The 25,978-nt window shown below is 45.0% G+C and carries 17 protein-coding genes; 14 read left to right on the top strand and 3 right to left on the bottom strand.

Features of this window, described 5'->3' with window-relative positions:
* Positions 1–42: 42 nt before the first annotated feature.
* The 6 genes from J2Z66_RS39865 (at position 43) to J2Z66_RS39840 (ending at position 7,951) form a co-directional block, all read left to right on the top strand.
* Positions 43–879, top strand: a complete 837-nt coding sequence (locus tag J2Z66_RS39865; RefSeq protein ID WP_209979252.1) for a glycerophosphodiester phosphodiesterase — start codon at positions 43–45, stop codon at positions 877–879.
* Between the two features lie 413 nt (positions 880–1,292).
* Positions 1,293–3,206 (top strand): threonine--tRNA ligase, encoded by a 1,914-nt coding sequence (gene thrS / locus J2Z66_RS39860; RefSeq protein WP_209979250.1) that lies wholly within the window; start codon positions 1,293–1,295, stop codon positions 3,204–3,206.
* A 307-nt stretch (positions 3,207–3,513) separates the two neighbouring features.
* Positions 3,514–5,046 (top strand): malate dehydrogenase (quinone), encoded by a 1,533-nt coding sequence (gene mqo / locus J2Z66_RS39855; protein WP_209979248.1) that lies wholly within the window; start codon positions 3,514–3,516, stop codon positions 5,044–5,046.
* Positions 5,047–5,747: 701 nt separating this feature from the next.
* A complete protein-coding gene (locus tag J2Z66_RS39850; protein WP_209979246.1) occupies positions 5,748–6,185 on the top strand; it encodes an Rrf2 family transcriptional regulator in 438 nt (145 codons plus the stop codon).
* Positions 6,186–6,327: 142 nt separating this feature from the next.
* Entirely contained in the window at positions 6,328–6,969 is a 642-nt protein-coding gene (locus tag J2Z66_RS39845) for an NAD(P)-dependent oxidoreductase (RefSeq protein WP_209979244.1), read from the top strand.
* 157 nt (positions 6,970–7,126) lie between these two features.
* Positions 7,127–7,951 carry a helix-turn-helix transcriptional regulator gene (locus tag J2Z66_RS39840; protein ID WP_209979242.1) on the top strand — a complete coding sequence of 275 codons (825 nt, stop codon included), beginning with the start codon at positions 7,127–7,129 and terminating at the stop codon, positions 7,949–7,951.
* Here J2Z66_RS39840 and J2Z66_RS39835 read toward each other — a convergent pair.
* Positions 7,948–8,841: a phytanoyl-CoA dioxygenase family protein gene (locus J2Z66_RS39835; protein WP_209979240.1), complete on the bottom strand. Its 894-nt coding sequence runs from the start codon at positions 8,839–8,841 to the stop codon at positions 7,948–7,950. The genes J2Z66_RS39840 and J2Z66_RS39835 overlap by 4 nt on opposite strands.
* Before the next feature lie 344 nt (positions 8,842–9,185).
* Here J2Z66_RS39835 and J2Z66_RS39830 point away from each other — a divergent pair, with 344 nt between their 5' ends.
* Positions 9,186–10,502 (top strand): MFS transporter, encoded by a 1,317-nt coding sequence (locus tag J2Z66_RS39830; protein ID WP_209979238.1) that lies wholly within the window; start codon positions 9,186–9,188, stop codon positions 10,500–10,502.
* Here J2Z66_RS39830 and J2Z66_RS39825 read toward each other — a convergent pair.
* On the bottom strand, positions 10,490–11,566 hold the full coding sequence (locus J2Z66_RS39825) for a Gfo/Idh/MocA family protein (RefSeq protein WP_209979236.1): 1,077 nt from the start codon (positions 11,564–11,566) through the stop codon (positions 10,490–10,492). The two genes, J2Z66_RS39830 and J2Z66_RS39825, sit on opposite strands and share 13 nt — an antisense overlap.
* A gap of 234 nt (positions 11,567–11,800) precedes the next feature.
* On the opposite strand from J2Z66_RS39825, the gene J2Z66_RS39820 reads away from it, so the two are divergent.
* From J2Z66_RS39820 to J2Z66_RS44245, 7 genes are all read left to right on the top strand, one after another.
* Positions 11,801–13,474: an extracellular solute-binding protein gene (locus J2Z66_RS39820; protein ID WP_209979234.1), complete on the top strand. Its 1,674-nt coding sequence runs from the start codon at positions 11,801–11,803 to the stop codon at positions 13,472–13,474.
* A gap of 128 nt (positions 13,475–13,602) precedes the next feature.
* Positions 13,603–14,520, top strand: coding sequence for an ABC transporter permease (locus tag J2Z66_RS39815; protein ID WP_209979232.1), 918 nt, complete (start codon positions 13,603–13,605; stop codon positions 14,518–14,520).
* 12 nt (positions 14,521–14,532) lie between these two features.
* Positions 14,533–15,417 (top strand): carbohydrate ABC transporter permease, encoded by an 885-nt coding sequence (locus J2Z66_RS39810; RefSeq protein ID WP_209979231.1) that lies wholly within the window; start codon positions 14,533–14,535, stop codon positions 15,415–15,417.
* Between the two features lie 75 nt (positions 15,418–15,492).
* Positions 15,493–16,959 carry a neutral/alkaline ceramidase family protein gene (locus J2Z66_RS39805; protein ID WP_209979229.1) on the top strand — a complete coding sequence of 489 codons (1,467 nt, stop codon included), beginning with the start codon at positions 15,493–15,495 and terminating at the stop codon, positions 16,957–16,959.
* A gap of 43 nt (positions 16,960–17,002) precedes the next feature.
* Positions 17,003–19,285: a family 78 glycoside hydrolase catalytic domain gene (locus J2Z66_RS39800; protein WP_245376197.1), complete on the top strand. Its 2,283-nt coding sequence runs from the start codon at positions 17,003–17,005 to the stop codon at positions 19,283–19,285.
* Between the two features lie 87 nt (positions 19,286–19,372).
* On the top strand, positions 19,373–19,765 hold the full coding sequence (locus J2Z66_RS39795) for a hypothetical protein (protein WP_209979227.1): 393 nt from the start codon (positions 19,373–19,375) through the stop codon (positions 19,763–19,765).
* 94 nt (positions 19,766–19,859) lie between these two features.
* Complete coding sequence (locus tag J2Z66_RS44245; RefSeq protein WP_376774560.1) at positions 19,860–20,057, top strand: DUF6199 family natural product biosynthesis protein; 198 nt, start codon at positions 19,860–19,862, stop codon at positions 20,055–20,057.
* Between the two features lie 830 nt (positions 20,058–20,887).
* Here the strand turns inward: J2Z66_RS44245 and J2Z66_RS39790 are convergent.
* Positions 20,888–25,315 carry an S-layer homology domain-containing protein gene (locus tag J2Z66_RS39790; RefSeq protein WP_209979225.1) on the bottom strand — a complete coding sequence of 1,476 codons (4,428 nt, stop codon included), beginning with the start codon at positions 25,313–25,315 and terminating at the stop codon, positions 20,888–20,890.
* Positions 25,316–25,978: the final 663 nt, after the last annotated feature.

Genomic DNA, 25,978 nt, shown 5'->3' with positions numbered 1-25,978 from the left:
ATAAGAAGCGTATGATTAAAAAGGCTCGGAGGAGAGGGTAAAATGTCAGTTGAGGATAATAAAGGAGTGAATCGTAAGGTTCATTGGCAGTCCCATCAAAGCTCAAATGCTGAAATGCCAGAAAATACGCTAGCCGCCATACTGGATGCCTGGGAACTGGGAGGCATTCCGGAGGTCGATATCAGGCAAACCATGGATGGTGTCATCATTGGCATGCATGACGAAACGCCGAAGCGAACGACTTCGGCTCCCGCTGCAGACCAGGACCGGCTTATTTCCGAATGTACCTTTGAGCAGGTTCAGACTTGGGATGCAGGCGTGAAATTCAGCGCAAAGTACCGAGGAGAAAGGGTACCTTCACTGGAGGAGGTCTTGGTTATTTTAACCAGGCATCCTGAACGTGAGCTCTATCTGGATTACAAGCAAGTCGATTTGGAGAAGCTGGCTGAGCTTGTTCAACAATATGGCGTCGGGAAGCAGATTATTTTCTGCCACAAGGATCATGAGAACTGCAAAGCAATAAAACGGCTAGCTCCGGAAATCCGGACCATGCTTTGGATTCCTGATGGAGAGACTGCACGCAGCTTTGAAGCAGCACGGGCGAGCGGATTCGAAGCGCTGGATATCATCCAGCTTCATCTCAAGGATGCCGAGGGTGACGAGGGTTGGAGATATAAGCTAGGGAAGGATTATCTGCAACATGTACAGGAGCAGTTAACTGAAGCGGGCTTGGAGCTTGAAGTTTTGCCTTTTTATTTTGATCAAAGCTCCATGTTTCGTTTGCTGGATATCGGTATCCGCCGCTTCGCTGTTGATGAGCCAAGAGTATTTGTAGCAACCTTAAACGATTATGATTTTGACAAGGCATCTTTTATATAACATTTCTTTCCCTTGACATTCATTAGAATGATTATGTAATATCTATAGCATAAACAAAACCATAACTAAACAATCAGGCATTGACCAAAGATATGATTTCCTGCACGGACTGTCCAGAGAGAGGAGTTTAGGCTGAAAGCTTCTCCAGAAACCGGTTGTGAAATTACCCCTTTGCAGCTGTGGCGTTGAACCCATCGATCTTTTTTTCGCGGCAGTACGCGGCACCGTCTTATCCACGATACTGGATACCAATGAGGTCCTTGCATGTGTTACTTAGGCTAACAGCCCAAGTAAGGCATTCTGCAGGTCGAATTAGGGTGGAACCACGAGCTGAACGCACTCGTCCCTTTGTGGGGGAGATGCGTTTTTTTGCGTTCAAAAATATTGGAAAAAGTAGGAATGGAGGAATAATCATGGGAATTCAAGTAACATTGCCCGATGGAACAATTAGGAGGTACCCGCAGGGTACGACAATCGAACAAGTGGCCGAATCCATTAGCTCAGGCTTGAAGAAAAATGCGGTAGCCGGCAAAATAAACGGTAAATCCGTCGATATTCACCAGCCTATTGAACAGGATAGCCATATTGAAATTGTAACTCTGGACAGCAGAGATGGTCTGGAGATCTATAGGCACAGCACAGCGCATTTGATGGCTCAAGCGATTAAACGTATTTATGGGGATAGAGCCGTCAAGCTCGGCATTGGACCGGTTATTGAAGACGGGTTTTATTATGACATCGATATCGAAAAGCCACTATCCAGTGAAGACCTTGCCGCAATTGAAAAAGAGATGGAGAACATCACAAAGGAGAACCTGCCTATTGTGCGTCGGGTCGTCAGTCGGGAAGATGCGATACAAACTTTCGAGGGGCTTGAGGAGCCGTTAAAGCTGGAGCTTATTCGCGATCTACCGGAGGATTCTGTTTTAACGATTTATGATCAGGGTGAGTTTTTTGACCTGTGCCGGGGGCCGCATCTTCCGTCTACAGGCAGGATCAAGGCGTTTAAGCTGCTCAGCGTAGCGGGTGCTTACTGGCGGGGAGACTCTAATAACAAGATGCTGCAGCGTATTTATGGGACTTCATTTCCGAAGAAAGCTCAGCTGGAAGAGCATTTACATTTTCTTGAGGAAGCCAAGAAGCGTGATCACCGCAAGCTCGGCAAAGAACTTGAATTGTTTATGTTTTCAGAAGAAGCACCAGGAATGCCTTTCTATCTCCCGAAGGGAATGACAATTCGTACAGAGCTTGAGAACTTCGCGCGTGAATTACAGCGGCAGCGGGAGTACGATGAAGTACGTACACCGCTTATGATGAATAATCGGCTTTGGGAGCAATCCGGACATTGGGACCATTACAAAGACAATATGTACTTCACTAATGTGGACGAAACGAAATTCGCGCTTAAGCCTATGAACTGCCCGGGACACATGCTCATTTTCAAAAACAGCTTGCATTCCTATCGGGAATTACCTATCCGAATTGCGGAATTTGGTCAAGTGCACCGCCATGAATTTTCCGGAGCTCTTAACGGGATGATGCGGGTCCGCACATTTTGTCAGGATGATGCTCACCTGTTCGTATTGCCTGAACAAATTGAGGATGAAATTAGCCGCGTTATTGAACTGATTGACCATATTTACCAAGTATTCGGGTTCGAATACAAGATCGAGCTGTCCACACGCCCGGAAGATTATATGGGTTCAGAGGAGTTATGGGATCAGGCAGAAGCGTCTTTGCAAAATGTTCTGGATAAACGCGGCATCAAGTACCGTGTCAATGAAGGCGATGGAGCCTTCTACGGTCCTAAGATTGATTTTCATATTCTAGATGCGCTTAAACGAAGCTGGCAGTGCGGCACAATACAACTTGATTTCCAAATGCCCGAAAAATTTGATCTCTCTTACATCGGCGAGGACAACCAAAAGCACCGTCCAGTCGTTATCCATCGCGCTGTTTATGGATCGATTGATCGCTTTATGGGGATTTTAACCGAGCATTATACAGGTGCTTTCCCATTATGGCTCGCACCCGTCCAGGTGAAGCTGTTACCTGTTTCAGAAAATTATGTAGACTATGCTTATGAGGTTAAGAAATCTTTAAAAGAGGCGGGTATACGAGTCGAAGTAGATGGACGTAATGAAAAGCTCGGATACAAAATTCGTGAAGCCCAGCTGGAAAAAGTCCCCTACATGCTTGTACTCGGCGAGAACGAGAAAAATTCAGGTAGTGTGTCGGTGAGAAAACGCGGCGAAGGCGATCTTGGGTCCAAAAGTATTGCGGAAATTATTGGGGAGATTTGTGCGGGAATTGACGCTAAAAAATAAGATGAACAACTAATTTGTATCTTTGCCGCATAAACTGGATCATGCTCAGAAGCTTTGCTGGAAATAGTTCGGGGAATGTTAATACATTGTGTGGAAATAGCGTCGATTATAGCTTGTAACTAGCGTATAATAGTAAATAAATATTTTAATCTACAAATAATAGTGATACACTATGATTAGGTTATATTTGATCCAGAAAAGATGGGTGATTAGGTCGCGCCCTGCTTTGCTATGGCTCCTAGCAGGAGCACCTAAGCAGGAGCACCTACATTCTTTCTGCAAATCTTAGGGCATAAGGAAGGTTAAAATGAGCAACAGACAAACCAAAACAGACGTTATCTTAATTGGTGCTGGAATCATGAGTGCTACTTTGGGGTCACTGCTGAAAGAGTTAGTACCGGACTGGGAAATTACAGTGTTAGAGAGGCGCGGAAACGCAGGAGAGGAAAGCTCTAACGAATGGAATAATGCGGGAACAGGGCATTCTTCCCTGTGCGAGCTTAACTACACCGTTGAAAAACCGGACGGTTCCATAGATATTAGCAAAGCTATAAAAGTTAACGAAGAATACCAGGTTTCAAAGCAGTTCTGGTCTTATCTTGTAAACAGCAATCTGATACGTAATCCGCGGGATTTTATCGTGCCAGTGCCTCATATGAGTTTTGTACAAGGGGAACAAGATGTAACGTTTTTGAAAAAACGTTTTGCATCATTGTCTAACAATCCCTTATTTCAAGGCATGGAATTTTCGGATGATCCGGGAAAACTGAAGCAATGGATTCCGCTTATGATGAAAGACCGGACATTCGATAAGCCGATCGCGGCAACGAGAATCGAATCCGGAACGGATGTCAACTTTGGCGCTTTAACGCGCATATTGTTTGATCACTTAAAGAGTAAGAATGTTAATATAAAATTCAAACAAAATGTTGATGATATTAAACGTGCTAGCGACGGCTCGTGGGAGTTGAAAGTGCGGAATGTCGATAGTGGTACCGTCGAACACCATGCTGCCAAATTCGTCTTTATCGGCGGCGGGGGAGGAAGCCTGCATTTGCTGCAAAAATCAGGTATTCCTGAAGGAAAAGGTATCGGTGGATTTCCGGTAAGCGGACTATTCATGGTCTGTCAGAAACCGGATGTTGTAGCTCAGCATCGTGCCAAAGTATACGGCCAAGCTGCGATTGGAGCTCCTCCAATGTCCGTTCCGCATCTTGACACAAGATTTATCGACAAGAAAGAATCGTTGTTCTTTGGACCGTTTGCCGGCTTCTCACCAAAGTTTTTGAAGTTCGGTTCGATGTTTGATTTGGTAACTTCCATAAAAATGCATAATCTCGTAACTATGATGGCTGCAGGTGTGAAAAACATTCCATTAACAACTTACCTGATCAAGCAAGTTATGTTATCGAAAGATAAGCGAATGGAAGCTTTACGGGAATTTGTCCCGAACGCCAATAGCGATGATTGGGATTTAGTGGTAGCAGGCCAGCGTGTGCAAATTATCAAAGATACTGCTGCCGGTAAAGGAACGCTTCAATTTGGTACAGAAGTTATTAGTGCCGCTGATGGCTCGATAGCTGCATTGCTCGGTGCTTCTCCGGGTGCTTCTACTGCCGTTTCCGTTATGCTTGAAATCATAAAAAAATGTTTCCCGCAGCATATAAAAGCGTGGGAGCCTAAAATAAAAGAAATGATTCCTTCTTTCGGCGTGTCACTGTTGAATAACCCGGAACTTATCCAAGAAATTCATACTTCAACATCCCAGACGCTTGGCTTAGCCGATAAAAAACCAGCAAATCCGAAGAACCAAAAAAAACGTATGTTAAAGGAAGCATAATTTGCCGTCAGGCAAATTCTTGCTTCCTTTATTTTTTTTCATATCGCTACTATCCCTTTGCCTCAGGAAAGCAAGAACGCAAGAAAGTATCCACTGCTGGCAGGCCAGTTGAGCGTGGGCTTCACTTAACGATGTTTTTCGATGATTTTCATCGTTAAAAAAGGTCGGATGGCCCCCTCAGGGTGGATAACAGGGATTTAACGATGTTATTCATCGTTAAAGTGGGGGAGTGGAGAGGACCTGGTGCTTTTAATGATGAAAAACATCGTTAAAGTTCGTTGAAGTTCGTTGAAGTAGCAGATCCTCTCGGTTGTGCGTGCGTTGCGGGGCCGTTCTTCATCCCCAGTGCCTTTGCCCGCTGGGAAATCCCCTCCGATCCAGAGAAAACCCCTTGCTGGCAGTCCGTTTGAGCTTGGCGTTCGTGCGATTGTAGCTAAAGAGAGGGAATGGCTGTGGGAGGAAGAGCGGTAGCGTCCGCCTTTAAAGATTTGTTCCTACCTTCTCATCACTACCATTCAAGGGAACAAATCTTTAACAGCGGCTGGAGCCCACAGCCATTCCCTCCGTAATGCACCAACGCCATGAACACGCACCTCAAAGGACGCCGCAAGGTTGTTCAAATTTTGGAATCTGGATAAAATAAATGCTTGACTTTCGATTCTCGTTGTAACTATAATGATTACATCGAGAGGATGTTAGCGATGAAAATTAGCAGTCGATTCTCCATTGCCGTTCATATTTTATCTTTGCTGGATATTGCTAGGGAAGCCCATGGTACTTCTGAATGGATTGCCGGAAGCGTGAATACGAATCCTGTGATTATTAGAAGACTATTAGGTCAGCTGAAAAAAGCGGGGCTGGTGAATGTGCGCGCGGGGACTGGTGGTGCGTTTTTGCTAAAAGATTTAGCTGACGTTACTCTGTTGGATGTTTATCGGGCGGTAGAAGTGGTGGAAGAAGGCCGGCTTTTTCACATTCATGATGAACCTAATCCTGGGTGTCCCGTAGGTTCCAACATTCAGGCCGTATTGCAATTGATTTTAGGCCGCGTCCAAGATGGAATGGAGCAAATTCTCGCGGATATAACGATGAAAGAATTAGTTACCGAGTTGTCCAAAGGAGTACAAACAGGTAATTAATTTTTTTTGAACATGTTGTAACAAAGTAACTTACAACATTACAACCAATGACAACAAATGACTTAAACACGATGATATACCCCATTTTAGAATAAAATGCTTCATGGGTACTCATAATAAAAAAATCTTAGGAGGAAGTCAAATGAAAATCGGAATTATTGGAGCCACAGGAAAAGCTGGGAGTCTTATTACGAAAGAAGCCATTAGCAGGGGGCATGAAGTGACAGCGATTGTAAGAGATGCTTCCAAACTCACAGAACAGGCTGCAGCTGTACTTGAAAAGGACGTTTTTCAATTAACTTCTGATGATTTAAATTCGTTCGATGTGGTGGTTAATGCATTCGGGGGCTCACCAGGTAAAGAACATCTTCATGTGGAAGCGGGACGAATTCTGATCGAAGCACTAACCGGTGCTCCAAACACGAGGTTAATTGTCGTTGGAGGCGCAGGCAGTTTATTCGTTGATGAAGCCCAAACATTACGTGTATTGGACACTGCCGAATTTCCTAAAGAATATCTGGCTACAGCACAAAATCAAGGTGAAAACCTGAAGGATTTGCAAAAAGCAGACAATCTCAAGTGGACCTTTATTAGTCCTGCGGCATTTTTTGACCCACAAGGGAAGAGAACGGGCGCCTATCAAAAAGGTAAGGATAATCTGATGGTGAACTCCAAAGGACAAAGCTATGTAAGCTATGCTGATTATGCAATTGCTGTATTGGATGAAATCGAGAACCCGCAGCATATCAACGAGCGATTCACTTTAGTATCAGAATCAGAGTAATTTGGAGCAAGCATTTGAGGATAGGAATTGTTTTATGAAGGGCCTTCCAATTTGTGAGGGGCTCTTTTTTTTCTCCTTAGAAGTCCGTAAAGAATGGAAGCCTGAAATATGGTACACTAGTAATGGTAAATCCAGGAATGACAAGGGGGGCGCTGCGATGATACAGGCCTTGTATAGCAGTACATTTATCAGCGGTCAAGCAAGCAATAAGGTCAGATGTGTGCCAGGTTGGATGTGGAAGCCGTCCACTCCGTTATTCGATTATGATCTATGGTACGTGTTCGAAGGCTTTGGCCAAATCGTGCTTGCGGACACAACCTACATGTTGAAGCCGGGTACCTGCATGCTTGTGCGGCCTGATTCCCTTCCTGTGGCGACCCAGGACCCGGACCATCGTTTGATGGTTCTCTTTATTCATTTTTCCATTCACGCCCCGGATCTCAACCAGGTTGTCATTCCGCCTGAATGCTCATATATTAACGATATTTTCATGTTTGAAGGCATGCTGCATCGCCTGTTTGAGGTGGATGGAGGAAGCAGGCGATGGAAGGCGGATGAATTTGATTACCTTATGAAGCTGATCTTTATTTACCTCTACAACCTTGAGTATGAGCGGCAACATAATCATCCGACTCTAACAGCCAAACAAACCGGCAAAATCCGCGATGTTATCGATTATATTCAGCGTGAAAGCTATTCGGTCGGGTACGGGGATATTTACCGGTATGCCGGGCTGTCTCCGCGTTATCTAAACGCATTGTTTAAGCAGTTCACAGGCTCTTCTCTGAAAGAATATTTGACCCGGTCCAGACTCCGCAAGGCGCAGCATCTGCTCACGGAATCCTCGCTCAGCATCACCGAGATTGCGGAATTGCTGGGGTACGCCGATATTTATGCCTTCAGCAAGATGTTCAAGCAGCACACGGGAGTTTCTCCATCTCACTACCATAACACAAGCCAGAAGACGGAGCTGAATGGTTAGCACTCAGCATCCATAATTTCACCTGTAAACATCAGCTTGAATTGCTCCTTCGACATTAATTCGGAGGAAGCGGGTGCATAGCGAAATTGCAGCGCTCTCCGTTTCAAGGCAGAGAAATTGGCCGGCGTTCCATGCTGAAGCAAACCGGAGAAAAACAAAGCGCCGCCAGGCTGCAAACAAACAGCCATATCTTTCTCGACATCGACATGGGAGTCGCACATTTGCCAGTCCCGAACCAAAAAGTGTGGAACACCACCGGCAAGATGGGAGCGTGGAATGATATGCATGCAGCCATTGTCCAGATTCGCTTCGTCCAGGGCGATCCATACGGTTACAATTTGTTTTTTGTAGAATAATCCTCCATACGCCATATCCTGATGCCACGGCTTTTCACCTCCGCCATGAGGAGGCTTCAGCAAGCCTTGCTCCCCTACAAGAACCGCGTTATCCCCCAGAAGTTGTTCTACTATATGAAGAATAGCCGGGTGATAGGCAATAGCATTGAGTTTTGGGGCGAATTGTACATAATTATAAATTTTCCTCACGGCCAACTCGCGTTCCTCAGCTGTCCAATGTTCGTTCTCCGGTTTGAAAAATTGGATTTTCGGACCTGCCAGCTTTTTCTGAATAATATCACTTATTTCCTCCAGTGCACCATCCACTTCTGTTTGCGACAACAACTGATCCACGACCACGTAGCCTTGATCCTTGTAAAATGAAATATGCTTCTCAACAAAATTTTCACTCCTGTTTATTCGCTCTGTTGCCAAACGATCGTAACGGTAATAACGCCGGGCAATATCCTCCGCTATTTCCTGGGGAACTGGTTTTAAGTCCGGATTGCTTTCATAGTCATTATAAGACAAGTTTCTGGCCTTACGGGTTGTCATGATAGTCACCTCTGGTTTCATTTGTATATGGAATATGCGGCAAGAGGAAGTCATTCAGCGTGGTGCTCTTTTTCTTGCTTTTCGTTGCTTTTTGCTGCTTTCATTGCCGCTCGTGTGTTCATTGTACACAGATGTGTTGGCAGTGAGAATGGTCGGAGTGTCCATGCATTTGTAAGAAGTGTAGGAAAATGGCCGCCAAATTTTTTATGTCCAAGTAATGGATTGCCTTTTTGAGTGCGGCATTATAAGATGATTTTAACCATGCTGAGCGGGCTGCTGGAATTGCTCCAAATTCAGGATCATCATTTATTTATTGCCGTAAAGAAAAAAGGAGCTTGCATGCAATGTGGAATACACTTAAAGGGATGTTTGACTTATCTCCCGGTGTCCGGTGGTTTGTCATTACAGAGGCACTGCTTGGAATCGGGATAGGCATGTTTCAGCTGGTGCTTAACCTGCATCTTCTCGATATGAGGCTGGACGAAAAACAAATTGGAGAATTAACCTCGGTGGGAGCACTGATTATGGGGCTCGTTTCTATACCTGCTGGCTTGCTGGCCGGTTGGGCCGGACGCAAGAACCTGCTGGTCATAGGCATTATTTTGATGAGCTTTGGTTATATTGGCTTTGGTCTTGGTCACTCGATTCCGGTTTTCTATGCCGCTCAGATTGTGCTGACTATCGGCACAACGCTGCTCGTCACATCGGAGATCCAGCTGCTCTATCATTACAGCCGTTCGCACAAGGAAGAAATGCGGGCATTCAGTTTGTTGTTTGCTATTTTCACTTTGTTCGTTGGGCTCGGAACACTGCTGGGCGGTTATTTGCCAGAATGGCTGGGCGGCGATACATCGGTTTATCAGCGGACGATGTATGTAGCGGCTGGTATGGTGTTTGCTGGTGGTGTACTTCGCGGAATTCTATTGCCTCGCGAGCCAAAGCCTGCTGTGGACAAGCTGCTCCAACCTAAGCCCAAACCAGGCTCAGATTTAGCCTCAGAACCTGGAGTAAAAACAGGCTCAGAGACAGGGTCTGCGCTTGCCCCTGAAGTGCTGAAACGCAAACGCAAGCTGCCAAGCCGGACAGTGTGGGTGCTATCCTTATTCACACTGATGGGCGGCATGGCGTTTGGTTTCACAGGGCCTTACTTGAATGTGATTGTTAAATTCCAGCTGGGTTGGGCGGATACGTCGGTATCGCTGTTACTCACAGCTGCGGGGTTATTCGCTTTCGTTGGCTCGATGCTGATGCCTGTTTTATTGGAGCGGCTCGGCATCAATAGATCATTCCATTACGTGTACTTAACGAATATTATCCTTACAGCACTGCTGTTCGTGACATTTCCACCGTTTCTGTTTGGAGCCTTTATCTTGATGCGCAGTGGTGGCTTTACTCTCTTGACGAATATGACCGATAGCCAGGCCATGTCGTGCATTGGTGAAAGAGAACGCAACCTGTTCGCAGGGATGAGGACCGTCTTCAGGAGCGTCGGCTCAGCCATCGCCTCGTATGCTACAGGGATCATTCTCGCTGGCAAAAACTATACGCTGCCGTTTCTGCTCACGGCCCTTATCATCGTGGTCGGGTACGTGTTCTTTCTACTGTTGGTCCGCCCGCTGTTCCAAGCGCAAGCGAAGGAATCTCAATCCTATACTACATGAGGCTGAGTAACGGGTTTCCACTCTTCATCGAGTCCCAAGCCGCGCAGGTCTGCGATAATTCCTTGGCGTTCAGCTTCATACATACGCCAGATGACGCGCAGGCCTTGCAAGCTGGATGGTCCATCGGTTAGCGGACTTTCTCCATTTTGAATGCAATTCAGGAAGTGCCGGATTTCATGGAACGTATATTTGCCCCCGCCTTCTAATTCCATAATGACTTCCAGTCCAGGTTCTTGGGAATCAGGCCGATCTTCCTTTAATAAATTTTTGTGAATAACCAGCTTGTTTTCCCCATAATTAAATTCAATCATCCCATCTGTACAATGAGCATGGAAGCTCCAGCCAAGCTTTGTTCCTCTTGCGCCCCAAGTCCCGGCATGGTATCCGATCGCTCCTGATTCGAATTCAATCGTCACATGGCTCGTTCCCTCTTTTTCCATCCAAGGCGTTCCCTTGTTTGTTCCCATATGAACCCCTTTGACCGGTCTTCCCATGATCCACAATAGCAGATCCACATAATGACATCCATGACTGAAGAACTGTCCCCCACCAAGTCTGTCTGCAGAAAGCGCCCAATGTCCAGGCTCATAACGGGTAAACTGCTCCGTCCACATCGAGATTTGGAAGAGCTCTCCATAGACCTTGTTGTCAATCAATTCTTTCATTTTAACAACCAGGGGATGGAACCGCATAGGGTAAGCCGTCATAAGGACATTGCCCGTTTGTTTGGACGTGTCAATCAATTCCAGGCATTGCTGTTCGTTTAATGCAAGCGGCTTTTCTACTAATACATGCTTTCCTGCGTTTAAAAAATAGCTGCTCACTTCATAGTGCAAATCATGAGGAAGCGCGATAAGGACGGCGTCCACGTGATCCAGCAGATCCCGGTAGTCTGTCACGACCACTCCAACCTCACCGATCGAATCCGCCATATTTTGAGCACGCTCCAGAACAATATCTGCTGTTGCAGTAACGATCATCTGATCTGTTAGCTCCTGATAGCCCTTCGCATGATTTTCACTCATAATCCCACAACCGATAATTCCTAATCTTATTTTATTCATATATAATGCCTCCCTTTCTGTTATATGGTCATAGTACTTGGCCTTCCAAGGAAAGTCTTTATACGATTGCCTAATTTTTTTACACTTTAGGAACCCGGCACAGTTTTCTTTTTTTCCACATCAACAGCGTACAAAAAATAAATGTTTTTTACTAAAGAAACAAAAATAGATCCCCTCTATAATTGTTCTAGTAGGTGCAAAACAAGAAGTCTTTAAAAAAGGGGAGAGGTTAGCATGAGTAAACGGATCGTCAGTATGGTTGCTTTAGTGTTGATATTAGCCTTGGCCGTATCTCTGAGCGGTTGTGGATCGAAAGGGGAGAACACCCCAAAGGAGGGGACAGCTTCACCGAAGGCAGGGGAAACAACGAAGCCAGCGGGAGAGAAGCCGGCAGATGTGCCTGACAAGTATGATCCGCCGATTGAAATGTCTACGGTTACATTTAATTATTCCTACCCTAAATTCGACAAGGGAGATGACATCAACAATAATCCGTGGTCCCGGTATATGCTGGAAACTTATGGGATTAAGGTAAACACGTTATGGGATACTAGCACAGATTATGATCAAAAAGTGAACCTGATGATCGCTTCAGGAAACATACCCGACTTCTTTGCCGTATCCCCAACACAATTCAAGCAGCTTTATGATGCGGGTCTCATTGAAGATTTAACAGATTCTTATAATCAATATGCTTCTGAAGGCATTAAATCCATTATGAAGGATGCCGGGGCTGAGGTGATGGAATCTGCAACGCTGAATGGAAAGCTGATGGCTATACCATGGACTGGAGAAGCACAGGTAGGCGTGCCCGTTCTATGGATACGTCAAGATTGGTTCGATGCTCTGAAGCTGTCCGCCCCTAAATCGATGAATGATGTGTTGGAGATTGCCAAAGCATTCACGACTCAAGATCCTGACGGCAATAAAAAAGACGATACCTTTGGGCTCGCCATGGATAAAGATTTCAATTTAATGACCGGTTTCCTGAATGGCTATCATGCCTATAAAGATATATGGGTAGAAGACGGCGCGGGAGGCTTGGCTTTCAGCGGCTTGCAGCCCGAAATGAAAGAAGCTTTGGCAATTCTGCAAGATATGTTTAAAAACAAACAAATTGACCCTGAATTTGGTGTGAAGGACACTACTAAAGTTAATGAATCTATCGGATCGAATAAACTTGGCATGATCTTTGGAAATATTGAATTAGCTAATACGATGCAAAAAATTACACCGAATACAAGCTGGCTTCCTTTCCCTGTACCTTCAATAGATGCCGAGCCTGCATTAATGCAGCATCCTCTTAACGTTTATGGGCTGTACTGGGTAGTTAAAAAAGGAACCAAGAACCCGGAAGCGATTTATAAAATGCTTCAAGCTTGGGTGGACTTGTACTATGACAACACTTCAGAGGAAATTTATGCGAAATACAACGCTATTCAAGGTACTGGATATTGGATGAACGCCCCGATCAAAATATACAAAACCTTTAGTGATGTGGAAGTTTATCGTCAGATTAAGCCTTTGTTAGAAAGTAAAGACAGAGAGAATGCAGATTTAAGCAAGTTAACTCCAGCGGCGCGTTCAGCATACAAGCAAATTCTTGAATACGAGAAAGGCAACATGGAGTTCAGGGGAAGAAACGGTAAAACAGGTCTGAACGGCAGCGCATCTGTCATTGACAGCTATGTAGCCAACAATCAATATAAGCCGGAAGCTTTCACCACATTGCCAACACCAGCTATGCTGCTAAAAACGCCAAATCTGTTGAAAATGCAGTATCAAATGATTAGCAAAATTATTTTGGGTGCGCCATTAGATGAATTCGATAAATTTGTGGAGCAATACAAGAAGCTAGGCGGAGATGAAATTACGGCGGAAGTTAACGAATGGTATAAAAACAAATAGATCATAGAGGAGGGAGAATATCCCTCCTTGCCTTATTCACGTAAGTCTTCGCAAGTTTGCAAGTCAACTTAAGTTAACCTGAGAGTTACCCTAAGAGGTTACCCTAAGTCATCTAAAGTCACTACTGCATGTCATTGGAGGCGTCGATCTTGAATAAAAGCCTTAAATCGGAAATACCTTTGCATTTGATGATCCTGCCGGGCTTTATTATTATCTTTATTTATTCCTATGTGCCTATGGTTGGAATTGTTATGGCCTTTCAAAACTATATCCCCGTAAAAGGAATTTTAGGCTCTGACTGGGTCGGATTGGACAATTTCAAGTATATAATAAGCCTGCCGGATACGCTGCAAGTGTTGTGGAACACCGTGTATATTGCTATTTTGAAAATTATTATGGGGCTTATTGCTCCTATTTGTACAGCTTTATTACTGAATGAAGTCAGGAAGCAGTTATTTAAAAGAGCCATTCAGACTGTGGTGTATTTGCCTCATTTTTTGTCGTGGGTCATTTTGGGCGGCATTTTAATCGATCTTTTATCGCCTTCACAAGGGCTGGTGAACCAGTTTTTAATGTTTTTAGGCTTTGAACCTGTTTTTTTTCTTGGCGATAATAAGTGGTTTCCTTATACCCTGATGATATCGGATACCTGGAAGGAATTTGGCTTCAGCATGATTATATATTTGGCCGCTATATCGGGCATTAATCCATCCCTGTACGAAGCGGCGGTCATCGATGGGGCTAATCACTGGAGAAGGGCTTGGCATATCACCTTGCCTGGCATGAGACCGATTATTGTGCTTCTCGTGACACTAAGCTTGGGTTCCGTGCTGAATGCGGGATTTGAACAAGTATTTATTTTGTATAGTCCTCAGGTTTATGAGAGTGGAGATATTATTGATACCATGGTTTACCGTATAGGTTTGATTAATTCACAATATAGTATTGCCACAGCAGTTGGTTTGTTCAAGTCGGTGGTATCTTTGATTTTAGTAGGTACTTCCTATTGGTTGGCCTATCGTTTAGCGAACTACCGCATTTTCTAGGAGGTCTTTCACTTGGTCGAAAACACAACAATACCCCGTAAACTATTTCTTTATTTTAATTATACGTGGTTAACGCTAATAGCCTTTATTTGTCTGTTTCCTATCATCAATGTGCTTGCTATTTCCTTTAGCTCTGCCAATGCTGCATCGTCTGGCCTGGTGACTTTTTGGCCTGTTGAATTTACTACCAGCGCTTATGAATATGTCACCCGTAATGACGCTTTTATCACATCCTTGATCGTTTCTGTCAAAAGGGTTCTGCTGGGCGTCTCGCTGCAAATGCTGTTAATTGTGCTGCTCGCCTACCCGTTATCGAAAGAGACCGGATCGTTCAGGTTCCGCACCATTTATGTATGGTTCTTCTATATCACCATCCTGTTCGGCGGCGGTCTGATTCCAACTTATATGACGATCCAAAAAACAGGCCTGATCGATACGCTGGGTGCCTTGATTATCCCGGGAGCGGTGCCCGTATTTAGTGTGGTGCTGTTATTGAATTTCTTTCGCGGGCTGCCCAAAGAGCTGGAAGAAGCCGCCTTTATGGATGGCGCAGGGCATTTGACCACATTGTTTAAAATATTTATCCCCTTATCCAAACCAGCGCTGGCTACCTTGCTTCTGTTTGCTATCGTAGGGCATTGGAATGCGTGGTTTGACGGACTTATTTACATGAATCAGGCTAAAAATTATCCGCTGCAAAGCTATCTGCAATCCGTTGTTATTATGGGTAATGATACGGCTCTATCTGAAGTTGATGATGAAATTTTCACCACACTTTCGGATCGTACTTTGAATGCCGCACAGATTTTTCTGGGTGCATTGCCTATCTTACTCGTCTATCCATTTTTACAAAAGTATTTTATGGAAGGTATTGTTTTAGGAAGTGTTAAGGGTTAGGAGCACAGAAGGGTAGAGGGGAACAGGGATCCAAAAGACAAAGACAAGAGAAGAAATAAGGAGGATTTGCAGAAGATGAATTCCAATAATAGCGGCGGCTCTTTACGTGCAGGTGTTGCCAAGAGTGATATTACCACCAGTCAGGAGGGGGCATTAATCAATGACCCTCTATATGCAAAAGCACTGGTTTTAGATGATGGTACGAACAAGGTGGTCATCATTGCCATGGACGCTCTTGCGATTGGGGTTATAGGTGATATCAAGGAGGATTTTTTACCGAAGCTGCGCAGCCGAATTGAGCAAGAGCTGCAAATTCCCGGCTGCCATGTTCTGGTCAATGCCTCACATACCCACCCGCCAGGCCGGCTGTTATGTGATGACGACGAGCAGGTAGACAGAACGTTCGATGCAGTTCGCCGCGCCTTGCAGAATATGACCGAGGTCAAGGTAGGCTCTGGGGTTGGCTACGAAGACAGAATCATGATCAACCGGAACCTGACGCTGAAGAATGGCAAGCACTGGAGTATCCGCTACGCCAATCCTTGTCCTCCGGATGAAGAGGTTGCAGCTGTAGGTCCGACGGACCCTGATATCGGGGTCATCCGCATAGATCGAATGGATGGTCAGCCTTTTGCAGTGCTTTATAACTTCGCTTGCCATCCTTTGATCGGCGTACCACAGCGGGCGGTTACTGCGAATTATCCCGGCTTTGCTTCCAAAGTGATCGAAGAAACTCTCGGCAATGATGCGATGGCTTTGTTCCTGCAGGGAGCGGCCGGGGACGTTATCGAGGTGCTTTTTAAAGACGTTAATCGTTCCAGAGATTCCGAACCGATCGGCACGATGCTGGGTATAAGCACTTTGAATGCGATCCGAGATATAGAGACTAAAGATGCGAAGCTGAGTATTATTTCAGAAACGATAATGCTTCCACGAAGAACCGATATTCCTCAGCGGATTGAAGCGCTGCTTGAGGAGCAGACCAGGCTTTTGGAATCCTTAAGGACGACCTGCCTGAACATCAAAACCTTCCTTCCGCTATACATTAAATATGCGCTGAATCCTGAATATCCTTCGGATTATTCGTACAGGTATCTACAAGCTGAAAAGATAGGTGACGACGCCTTAACGACCCTGGATACTGAAAACAGGAACAACCTGAATAAATATTTGGAAAACATCCATACAATGGAAAGATTGACAAGAATTCAGGAAAATATTGTAACCTTGAACTTCCATAAAGCAATGAACGATAAAGCTGATAATGCCATGATGCCAGCAGAGGTAATCGGAATTAAAATTGGGGACTGCGTACTCATATCGGCTCCTGCGGAAGTGCTGGTAGAGGTGGGCTTGAATGTTAAAAAGGCTTCGCCTTATAAGCACACTTTTATGGCAGCCTATTCCAATGGCTTCTTAGACTATGCGCCTCCGGTTGCCCAGTACGACAAGGGCGGCTACGAAGTAGTGGAGTGCCACCTTGGACCGGAATGGCAGCAGCTTTATGAAGAGAAGGCTGATGAAATTATTCGCAAGCTGTAACAATGGCTAAACAAGTACGAGAGCACAAAAAAGGAGCTTGGAAATGGACAAGAAATGGGCAGCCTGCTGGATTATGGCCCGCGAGTTCGAGGCTTTGCCGCCGATTGACATTTACCATAAGGAATTAGCTGGGCAGGAGAGCCTGGAGACCGGGGAGAATGAGCACAAGGAAATGCTGGATCATATCCAGGAGCATAAGCAGGAACATAAACAGGAACATAAACAAGAGCATAAACAAGAGCTGAAAAATCACCATATGTTAGCAAGAAAGGTGTTCCTGCTAAGCGGGAGCCTTTCAGATGCGTATCTGGATATAACCGGAGATGATTATTATAAGGTTTACATCAATGGTCATTTTGTCGGCCAGGGCCCTGCGCAAGGTAATTATTTCCATTATTTTTATAACCGGTTTGATGTGACTCCTTTTTTAAATATAGGTGAGAACGTAATCGCGGTACATGTTTATTACCATGGAGTAATTTCTCATGCTTATAATAGTGGGGATTATCGCCAAGGCTTCATTGCCGAGTTAAGTATAGGTGGTCTGGTTGCTGCAAGAACGAATCATACATGGACATACAAAATAACTGAGGAGCATGGTTTGGGTGCTTCTATTGGCTATGACACTCAATATCTGGAACATATAGACGGCAGGATTAAAGTGCAAGGTTGGCGCGAAGCCGGCTTTGATGACTCGAATTGGGAATCAGCATTGGAGCATGCGAAGGATGACCATCAGTTATTTATACAGCCTACACCGCCGCTATCTGTGTATGATATGAATCCCATGCAAGTGGTTGAGCTGCCGGATGAGGGTTATTTAATTGATTTCGGGCAGGAAATTACCGGACAGTTTCGTTTAAGGGGGAAAGGCAGAGCTGGGCAAATGATCGAAATTCGCTGTGGTGAAGAGCTGCTTGCAAATGGCCGTGTTCGTTATGATATGAGGTGCAATTGCCTGTATCAGGAGTTTTGGACTTTGTCAGAACGTGACGATGATGAGCTTGAGCTGTTCGACTATAAAGCTTTCAGGTATGTGGAGGTGCTTGCGGAGCCTGGAATTGCTGTAGATACTGGGAGCTTCTCAGCAGTTGTCCGGCATTATCCGCTCGATGAAACAGCCTGCATGTTCATATCCTCTAACCCGCTGCTTAATGACATCTGGTCCATATGCAGAAATGGTGTGAAATTCGGCTCCCAGGAAAATTATGTGGATTGTCCTTCCAGGGAAAAGGGGCAGTACCTGGGAGATAATACGATCATTACCCATGCCCATGCGTATGTGTCAGGCGATTTGCGGCTGTTCCGAAAATCACTTAAGGATTTCGCCTTGTTGTCCTCTCATGTTTGTCCAGGTATGATGGCGGTAGCTTCCGGCAGTTATATGCAGGAAATTGCCGATTTTTCATTCCAGTGGCCGCTGCAGCTGCTGCAGTATTATAAGCAAAGTGGCGACCGGGATTTTCTTGAGGAGATGCATCCTACGGCCGAGAATATGCTGCGTCATTTTGCACAATTTCGTAGAGAAGATGGTCTGCTTGCCAAGGTGACTGATAAATGGAATCTTGTTGATTGGCCGCCAGATTTGCGTGACAATTATGATTTTATACTCAATAACCCGATAGAAGATGGCTGTCACAACGTTCTTAATGCCTTTTATTATGGGGCAATGGTTGCTGTGGCTGAGATCCAGGAAATATTGCAGGGCTCAAAGTCGGATGATGTACAACTAGCTTTACATAAGGTGAAAGCCGCTTTTCGCAAGGTGTTTTATAACGAGGAGACGAAGCTATTTGTGGATGCAGAAGGATCCGGTCATTCATCGCTGCATGCCAATGCGCTTCCACTTCTATTCGGTCTGGTTCCGGACGAGGCCAAAGAATCCGTAGTAGCATGCATTCGCGTGAAACGATTAAGCTGTGGAGTTTACATGGCCTATTTCGTTTTACAGGCTCTTGCCGAAGCAGGGGAATATGATTTGATTTATGAGCTGATCACTTCAAATGACCTGCATTCCTGGGGCAATATGGTTAAAGAAGGTGCAACCACTTGCTTTGAAGCCTGGTCCAAAGACTTGAAAGCAAATACAAGCTTATGTCATCCCTGGGCCAGCGCTCCCATTCCAGTGCTTATCGAGCACATCATTGGCTTGAAGCCAGCTCTCCCCGGATGGAGAAAAGTGTCCTTTTCTCCTCATCTGCCGGATTCTCTTCGTGAAGTGAGGCTCACGTTCCAGGTGCCGACAGGAAGCATAACCTTTGAATATTCTGATGGGCAAATGAAGCTCACTGTACCTGAGGGAGTCTCTGTTGTCCAAAGTTATTAATTTGGTTCTGATTCCGATTGGCATAAAATATGTTATTATAGTATTTAATATCATGTAATATTAATGCCATGATCAGGAGCCGATTGAATGAACAAAATTAACACGTTTGAAGATGCTGAAATGTTAGCCAAAGACGGAATCAAAGGGATTTTAAAAACTGCCTTAATGGCAGAAGAAGCAGCAGCAATGATTCAGCCTGAAGATACGCTTATGAAGCAAGCCCGCGTTAGCATATTTGCCAATGAAGGAAGGACTAGATCCGACAATGTTGTGCTGGAATACCAATCGTCTAACGGAGCCTCTTATATCCTTTGCATTGGAGTAGGTAACGGAACCGTAATGAATTATTCTAGTGATGAATGGATTTCCTTCAGGGAAGAGTGCGAAGAGTATGATATCCTTCTGGAACGTGGCAAGCCGTTATTCACCTATTCGTTTCGGGGTATTTCGCTTGTGGGGCCGGATGTTATGACCTTTTAAATGATAGAGATGGATTTCAGAGTCTGGCAAAAATGTATATTGGAATTGAAGGATTTGAAACATTTACCTGAATCTATTTTTTAGGAGGATTTGAATGGCTATACTCGCAGTTGTTCTTACACTTTTTGGTTTGTTGCTGTTAATTAAGCCTTCAGTGATCTGGACAATAACTGAGAGTTGGAAATCAAATGACGCTACAGAGCCTTCTGATCTATATATTTGGTCCACTCGTTTTGGGGGGATTATGTGTACTCTCGCAGGAGTCGCGGGTATTATCGCTCTGTTGCTGTAGTTAAGATACAAAGAATAAGTAAAGTGAATACGGGTATTTAGATTTGTATATCCGATCCAGAAAAATAAAAGGGCGATCCGTCATGGATCGTCCTTACTTGACATATAAGAAAGTTTAAGTACTTTATAGTGATAAGGTGTAAAAGAGGGGTTAACCTTTCTCACTGAACTAAAAGTAAGTTTTTAGGGAAAAGTATACCCCGAAGCAGCTTGCCACCCCCAATTGAGCGTGTGTTCCACTTAACGATGTTTTTCATCGTTAAAACATGTGTTCCAGGTCAATCCGTCACGTTAACGATGTTTTTCATCGCTAAAAGAGGAAAGAGGGCCTCTCCGGGTGGTAAAAAGGGATTTTAACGATGTTTTTCATTGTTAAAGTAAGGTTGTGGAAACGGCCCAGTGCTTTTAGCGATGAAAAACATCGTTAAAAGCACAGAGGCGTCTCCAGCCTCGGCTAGGAAATCTCCTCGATGCACCCAAGTCACGAACACGCTCCGGAAAAGACGCCCAAGGAGGATATTTCTTAAGTGATAACAGCCGAATCACTTTACAGCGGTGAAGCGTTCGTGCTATAACGTGATATAAAAATGTGAGCTCATGTGAGTCTCATATTTCTCATATGGGTACTATCCCCATAGCTCAGGGAGGGAGGTCGACCCTTTTCTGGCTGTCTGGTTGGAGGAGTGGGTGTCCATGTGCAAAGCAGATGGTCAGGGAATAGGTAGGGGGCTGAAAAATGTTCGGAGCCCCAAATCCATTCCCTGACCATGCACTCGCGTATTGCTTACCCTTTTTTAAGGATGCAGAAAGGCAATTTCTAAATTACTTTAATTACTTTGCGTTCAATAAAGAGAGGATAAGAGTCACTGCTTCTGCCCGGGTTGCTGTTTCATTCGGAGCAAAACGGTTATTGCCGACTCCTTCGATGAGTCCTGCTTTTACAGCGGCTGCAATTGATGGAATCGCCCACTGCGGCGTGGCAGCAGCATCATCGAAAGATAGGGATGCATTCGTATCTACTTTAATGTTTAAAGCACGAATAACGATGGCTACTAATTCAGCTCGGGTGATAGGCTTACCAGGACGGAAGGTATTGTCGTCATAGCCGTCTATCATACCAGCTTCTAGGGCAGCCGCGAGAGCGGAAGTACCCCAGTCCGGAATTTGATCCTGATCCTTGAATTTTATAGCTGTAGTTGCTGCTGTAGTTCCGGCTGGTAGCTGCAGAGCTCTGGACAGCATAGTTATAAATTCAATGCGGTTTATTTTTTTATCCGGCCGGAAGGTTTCGTCTTCATATCCATTTACAAATCCGAGCTTAATCGCTTTTTCAATGGCAGCTTCAGCCCAATGCTTAGCCGTATCGCTGAACTGGACAGATGGCGTCGGCGTTGGGTCCGGATTTGGGCTCGGACTTGGACTTGGACTTGGACTTGGACTTGGACTCGGGCTCGGGCTCGGTTTCGGGCTTGGGTTCGGATTTGGGTTTGAACCTGGACCTGGACCTGGACCTGGACCTGGACCTGGACCTGGATCCGGATTCGGGTTTCCGCCGTTTGGATATACGGCAATTGCTTCATCCGAGTTATTTCGGCCGCTTACTGCTTTGATAACGAAACGATATTTATGTTCTTTGTTGGCGTTGTCGATGACGTAACTGTAGTTGTTCGTTCCTTCGACATGCTTAACGATTGTGTTCCAGTTCGCTCCGAGTGCGTCGTTTTGCTCATAAATCCGGTAGCTGTCGACCTTTTCTCCTGCATTGGGAGTCGTCCAGCTAATAGTGAGATTATTGTCCGCTCCAAGGACCACTTTGGGGTCTTGAACGGGATTTGGATTGACGTCGGTTTTCTTGATGCTGTACTTGTCGTAGTTGGCTGATACTCCGATTGCCTCCAAAGTAGATGCCTCTAGCGAAAGTGTGTCTTTCGTGATTTTAATGCCTGTGAACATAGGTTTGTTAGGTTGTCCGTATTTAGCTGTATAAGTGTAGGGACGGTCATTTGGAGGGTAAACCTTGTCACCAGCTGCGTTGGTAACCAAGTAAAGCGTACCCTTTGGGTTGACCGCATAGGCATCCTCATCGATGATTACACTCTGAGGTTCATTTCCTAGCATTTGATAGCTTCTTGCATATGAATGGTCATGGCCAGCAAGCACCAGATCAATGCCCAGCTCATCATAGACAGCCGTCAGCTTCTCTCTGAAAAACATAACATCGCCGTCCATGGAATGCTTGGCTACAGAGTAGATCGCTTTATGCATAATCACGATTTTCCACTTTTTATCCGTCTTGGCCGTTTCGCTGTAAAGCCATTCGACTTGCTTATCGAAAATTTCCTGATTGCCGCCTTCATTCCAGTATTCAGTATTAATGACCATGAAATGCGCATCGCCATAATCAAATGAATAAACGGAACCGTCAGGCTTTGCGCCAGTCTCGGACTTATTAGGCAGATTGAAATGGTAGGCGTAGTTGCTGAATTTGTTGCCTTCATGGTTTCCGACAGCAGGAACTAACGGATATTCGCTTAGTGTATTTTTTGCTTTGTTGAAAAACCAGAACCATTGCTCCTCCAAGCCGCCGTCATTCACTAGGTCACCAGAATTGATTATGAACGCTGACTCAGGGAAAGCACGTATTCCTTCTTCTACAGTGTAGTTCCACGTTTCAAAATCGGCTTCCGAAGATCCCTGCGAATCTGTTGTGAATAGGAAGGTGAAGGCATCCTTAGACGAATCGTCTTCCGTGGTAAACGTACGGATTTCGCTCGCATTAAATTCGCTGCCATCTCCAAGGCGATAAGCATAAGTTGTCCCTGGTTTTAGACCAGATGCGGTAGCTTTGTGGCTTACGAAAGGGTTTGTTGTGGAATTGTCTTTGTCTTCATGATCGATAAAGACATTCACTTCCTCTGAAGTGCCAATAAAGGAAACAACGCCGCTTACGGGAAATTTTCCGTTTACTAGCTGATTTGCTTCTATTATGTCTACCTGGGATCCTGTCGTTTCGATTGATGTATACCAGGAAAACCCTAAGCTTGTACGCGGGTCGCCATTAAAGGTAAGGGCAATCGTTGTAGGAATGTCGGGTGCAAACGAAGCTACTGCTTCGCCAGAGTAATTTTTGCCGCTTACGGCTTTAATTACGAACTGATACGATTTCTTCATATCGACATCTTTAATGCTATAGCTGTATTTGTTCACAGCATTAACATGATTTACAGCTGCGCTCCAGGTAGCTCCCAAGCGGTTGTCCTTCTCATAAATGCGATAGCTGTCGGCTGCTGCTCCCGTACTCGCGGCTGTCCAGTTGATCTCGATGTTCCCATCTTCTGAGAAATGGGCTTTCGCGTCTTGTACGGGGGCCGGTCTGTCTTCGGTTCTCTTTATAGCATATTGATCAAAGAGTGCAGTTGTTCCGTCAGTCTCTGTCGTATATGTTTGGAATGACAGTTTGTTTTCTGTCACAGTAATGCCGGTAAACATCGGCTTGTTGGGTTGTCCGTATTTATCGGCATAAGCAGGGGGCGCTAATGGTGTGTACATTTTGTTGCCCGCGGCGTTAGTGATCAAATAAAGCGTACCTTTCGGATTTACCGCGTTGGCTTCCGCATCGCTTGTCACAGGTTGAATTTCATTGCCATACATCTGGTAGCTTCTCGTATAGGAATGATCATGGCCTCCGATGACCAGATCTGCGCCAATTTCATCGAATACCTTCGTTAATTTCTCGCGAAAGAAAAGAACGTCGCTGTCACTCGAATGGTTGGCTATGGAATAAATAGATTTATGCATGATGACGATTTTCCACTTTTTATCGGTCTTAGCCGCTTCGTTTCGCAGCCATTCCACTTGCTTCTGATAGACGGCATCGGTACCTGCTTGTTCTGAGTATTCGGTGTTTATGACCATGAAATGAGCATTGCCATAATCAAAAGAATAGACGGATCCATCCGGTTTCGCGCCGGTCTGCGATGCATTTGGCAAATTGAAATGGTAGGCGTAGTTATTATAATTTTTGCTTTCATGGTTGCCTACGGCAGGGACTAACGGATAATCTTTTAGAATATTGTTCGCTTTATTTAAGAACCAGAACCATTGTTCCTCCAAATCGCCATTATCGACCAGGTCGCCAGAGTTAACGATAAACGCCGACTCCGGAAATTCGCCTATTCCTGCTTCTAACGTATGATTCCATGTGTCAAAATCGGCTTCAGTCTTTCCTTGTGAATCCGTTGTGTAAAGAAAGCTGAAAGACTCATCGGCTGAATCGCCTTCTGTCGTGAAGGTGCCGATAGCACTCCAGTTCATTTCGTTGCCGTCTCCAACCCGATAAGCATAAGTCGTACCCGGCGTTAAATCTTTGGCCGCTGTTTTATGACTCCTGTAATTTGTTAGGGTTCCCGCAGTTTTGTCCGCCTTGGACATGTAGACACTTACTTCTTCAGAGGTGCCATTGAAGGAGACGATGCCAGTCTCGGGAAATTGTCCGTTTACTAATTGATCTGCTTTTACTACGTCTAGCTGTGAGTCCGCTGTTGCGCTCGTTGTATACCAGGCAAAGCCTAAGCTTGTACGTGGATCACCGTTATATGTAAGGGCAATCGAGGTTGGAATATCCTGATTTATTCCTGAAATAGCGACCAGGCTCATATCAAAATAAACATCGGAGCTGCTGCCGCTTTCTTGGTGTACCTCAACGGAAACCAGGTTTTCACCATCATGAAGCTTGCCTGCAAGCAGGCTGGTCAGGTCAACTTCAAATTCTTTTGTAGTTGCTATTGGTGTTCTTGTATCATAAGCGATCTCGCCTTCAGGCAAATTCTCGCGCCATATTTCCTGGCCATTGACGTATAGAATAAAGCCGTCATCCATGGCAAACTTGGCAATGATTTTATCGTAATCGGCAGTATGAGACAATTCAATTTTCTTTTGAAGGTAAGTAGTAATATATTTTTGCGAGGAGCTAGGGCCAAAGCTTACGGTTGTCTTAATTTGACCAAAGCTGCTGGTTGTCTTGGCGGACGGGTATCCCAGTGGTGCTGCCCCGGTCGCCCAGCTTTCCTTATAAACCGATCGCCAGACGGTACCCATGTCTTCGCCGGTATCCAGATAGCTCCACGTTGAACCTCCATCCACAAGAACGGTCGTTTGTGGTGCGTTAGGTACGGCATGGACAGGCAGACCCCCTGGCAGAATACCGACTAATAAGAGAAAAGTGAGTAAGCCAGGTAATAATTTTTTGAATATTTTCAAAATGAGGAACACTCCTTTGAGAGAATATGGAAGACTGATTATAGGCAGCTTCTGCTTAATCATATAGAGGAACTGTTAATGGGGTGTTTGTTGCATGTAAAGATTTTATTAACTTTGAATTTACGGGAGTAGGCAGAATAAACCAGCAGGTGTTTAGCGTCTGGCATCTGGCGTCTTGCTTCTGAGGGAAGGGGATAGTGACGACGAAACAAATAGTGGCTTCACATCTGAATTCATGAAAGAAATTATGGGGGACTGGGGGGCATTCAGACCATGACAGAGCAAATCCAAAGCAGCTTACGGACATGAGATGCGCTATTTATGACAATTAAGGTCCTTTTGGGATCGCTGCGGACATCAGATCCCTTATTTGCCTCGGCTGGGAGGGTTTGGGCTCCTTTTTATTGAAATAGCGGAACTGATGTCCGTAAGCTTCACTAAAAAGGGGAATTTGCTATAAATAGTGTCTCTCATGTCCGTAACGATTAAATTTCCAACTAAGCTCTTAAACTTGCTTATCTTGCAAAAAAAGACGCCCACTTGGCGTCTCTCTCAATGTTTTAGGTATCTAGTAGATCGATTCTGAAATAACGTTTGTTTCAAGCATCATTCCTGCATACCATATGTCCATCGAAATGGAATAGGATTTTTATTGACTTCTTG

The sequence above is a fragment of the Paenibacillus eucommiae genome (genome assembly GCF_017874215.1).
GTDB lineage: Bacteria > Bacillota > Bacilli > Paenibacillales > NBRC-103111 > Paenibacillus_AI > Paenibacillus_AI eucommiae.
The sequence above is the reverse complement of the archived record's forward strand: the minus strand, read 5'-3'. Positions and strand labels throughout refer to the sequence as shown.

Excerpts from the sequence above, each read along its gene's own strand:
- J2Z66_RS39865 (WP_209979252.1), top strand. The coding sequence starts at position 43 with ATGTCAGTTGAGGATAATAAAGGAGTGAATCGTAAGGTTCATTGGCAG.
- thrS (WP_209979250.1), top strand. The coding sequence starts at position 1,293 with ATGGGAATTCAAGTAACATTGCCCGATGGAACAATTAGGAGGTACCCG.
- mqo (WP_209979248.1), top strand. The coding sequence starts at position 3,514 with ATGAGCAACAGACAAACCAAAACAGACGTTATCTTAATTGGTGCTGGA.
- J2Z66_RS39850 (WP_209979246.1), top strand. The coding sequence starts at position 5,748 with ATGAAAATTAGCAGTCGATTCTCCATTGCCGTTCATATTTTATCTTTG.
- J2Z66_RS39845 (WP_209979244.1), top strand. The coding sequence starts at position 6,328 with ATGAAAATCGGAATTATTGGAGCCACAGGAAAAGCTGGGAGTCTTATT.
- J2Z66_RS39840 (WP_209979242.1), top strand. The coding sequence starts at position 7,127 with ATGATACAGGCCTTGTATAGCAGTACATTTATCAGCGGTCAAGCAAGC.
- J2Z66_RS39835 (WP_209979240.1), bottom strand. The coding sequence starts at position 8,841 with ATGACAACCCGTAAGGCCAGAAACTTGTCTTATAATGACTATGAAAGC.
- J2Z66_RS39830 (WP_209979238.1), top strand. The coding sequence starts at position 9,186 with ATGTGGAATACACTTAAAGGGATGTTTGACTTATCTCCCGGTGTCCGG.
- J2Z66_RS39825 (WP_209979236.1), bottom strand. The coding sequence starts at position 11,566 with ATGAATAAAATAAGATTAGGAATTATCGGTTGTGGGATTATGAGTGAA.
- J2Z66_RS39820 (WP_209979234.1), top strand. The coding sequence starts at position 11,801 with ATGAGTAAACGGATCGTCAGTATGGTTGCTTTAGTGTTGATATTAGCC.
- J2Z66_RS39815 (WP_209979232.1), top strand. The coding sequence starts at position 13,603 with ATGTCATTGGAGGCGTCGATCTTGAATAAAAGCCTTAAATCGGAAATA.
- J2Z66_RS39805 (WP_209979229.1), top strand. The coding sequence starts at position 15,493 with ATGAATTCCAATAATAGCGGCGGCTCTTTACGTGCAGGTGTTGCCAAG.
- J2Z66_RS39800 (WP_245376197.1), top strand. The coding sequence starts at position 17,003 with ATGGACAAGAAATGGGCAGCCTGCTGGATTATGGCCCGCGAGTTCGAG.
- J2Z66_RS39795 (WP_209979227.1), top strand. The coding sequence starts at position 19,373 with ATGAACAAAATTAACACGTTTGAAGATGCTGAAATGTTAGCCAAAGAC.
- J2Z66_RS44245 (WP_376774560.1), top strand. The coding sequence starts at position 19,860 with ATGGCTATACTCGCAGTTGTTCTTACACTTTTTGGTTTGTTGCTGTTA.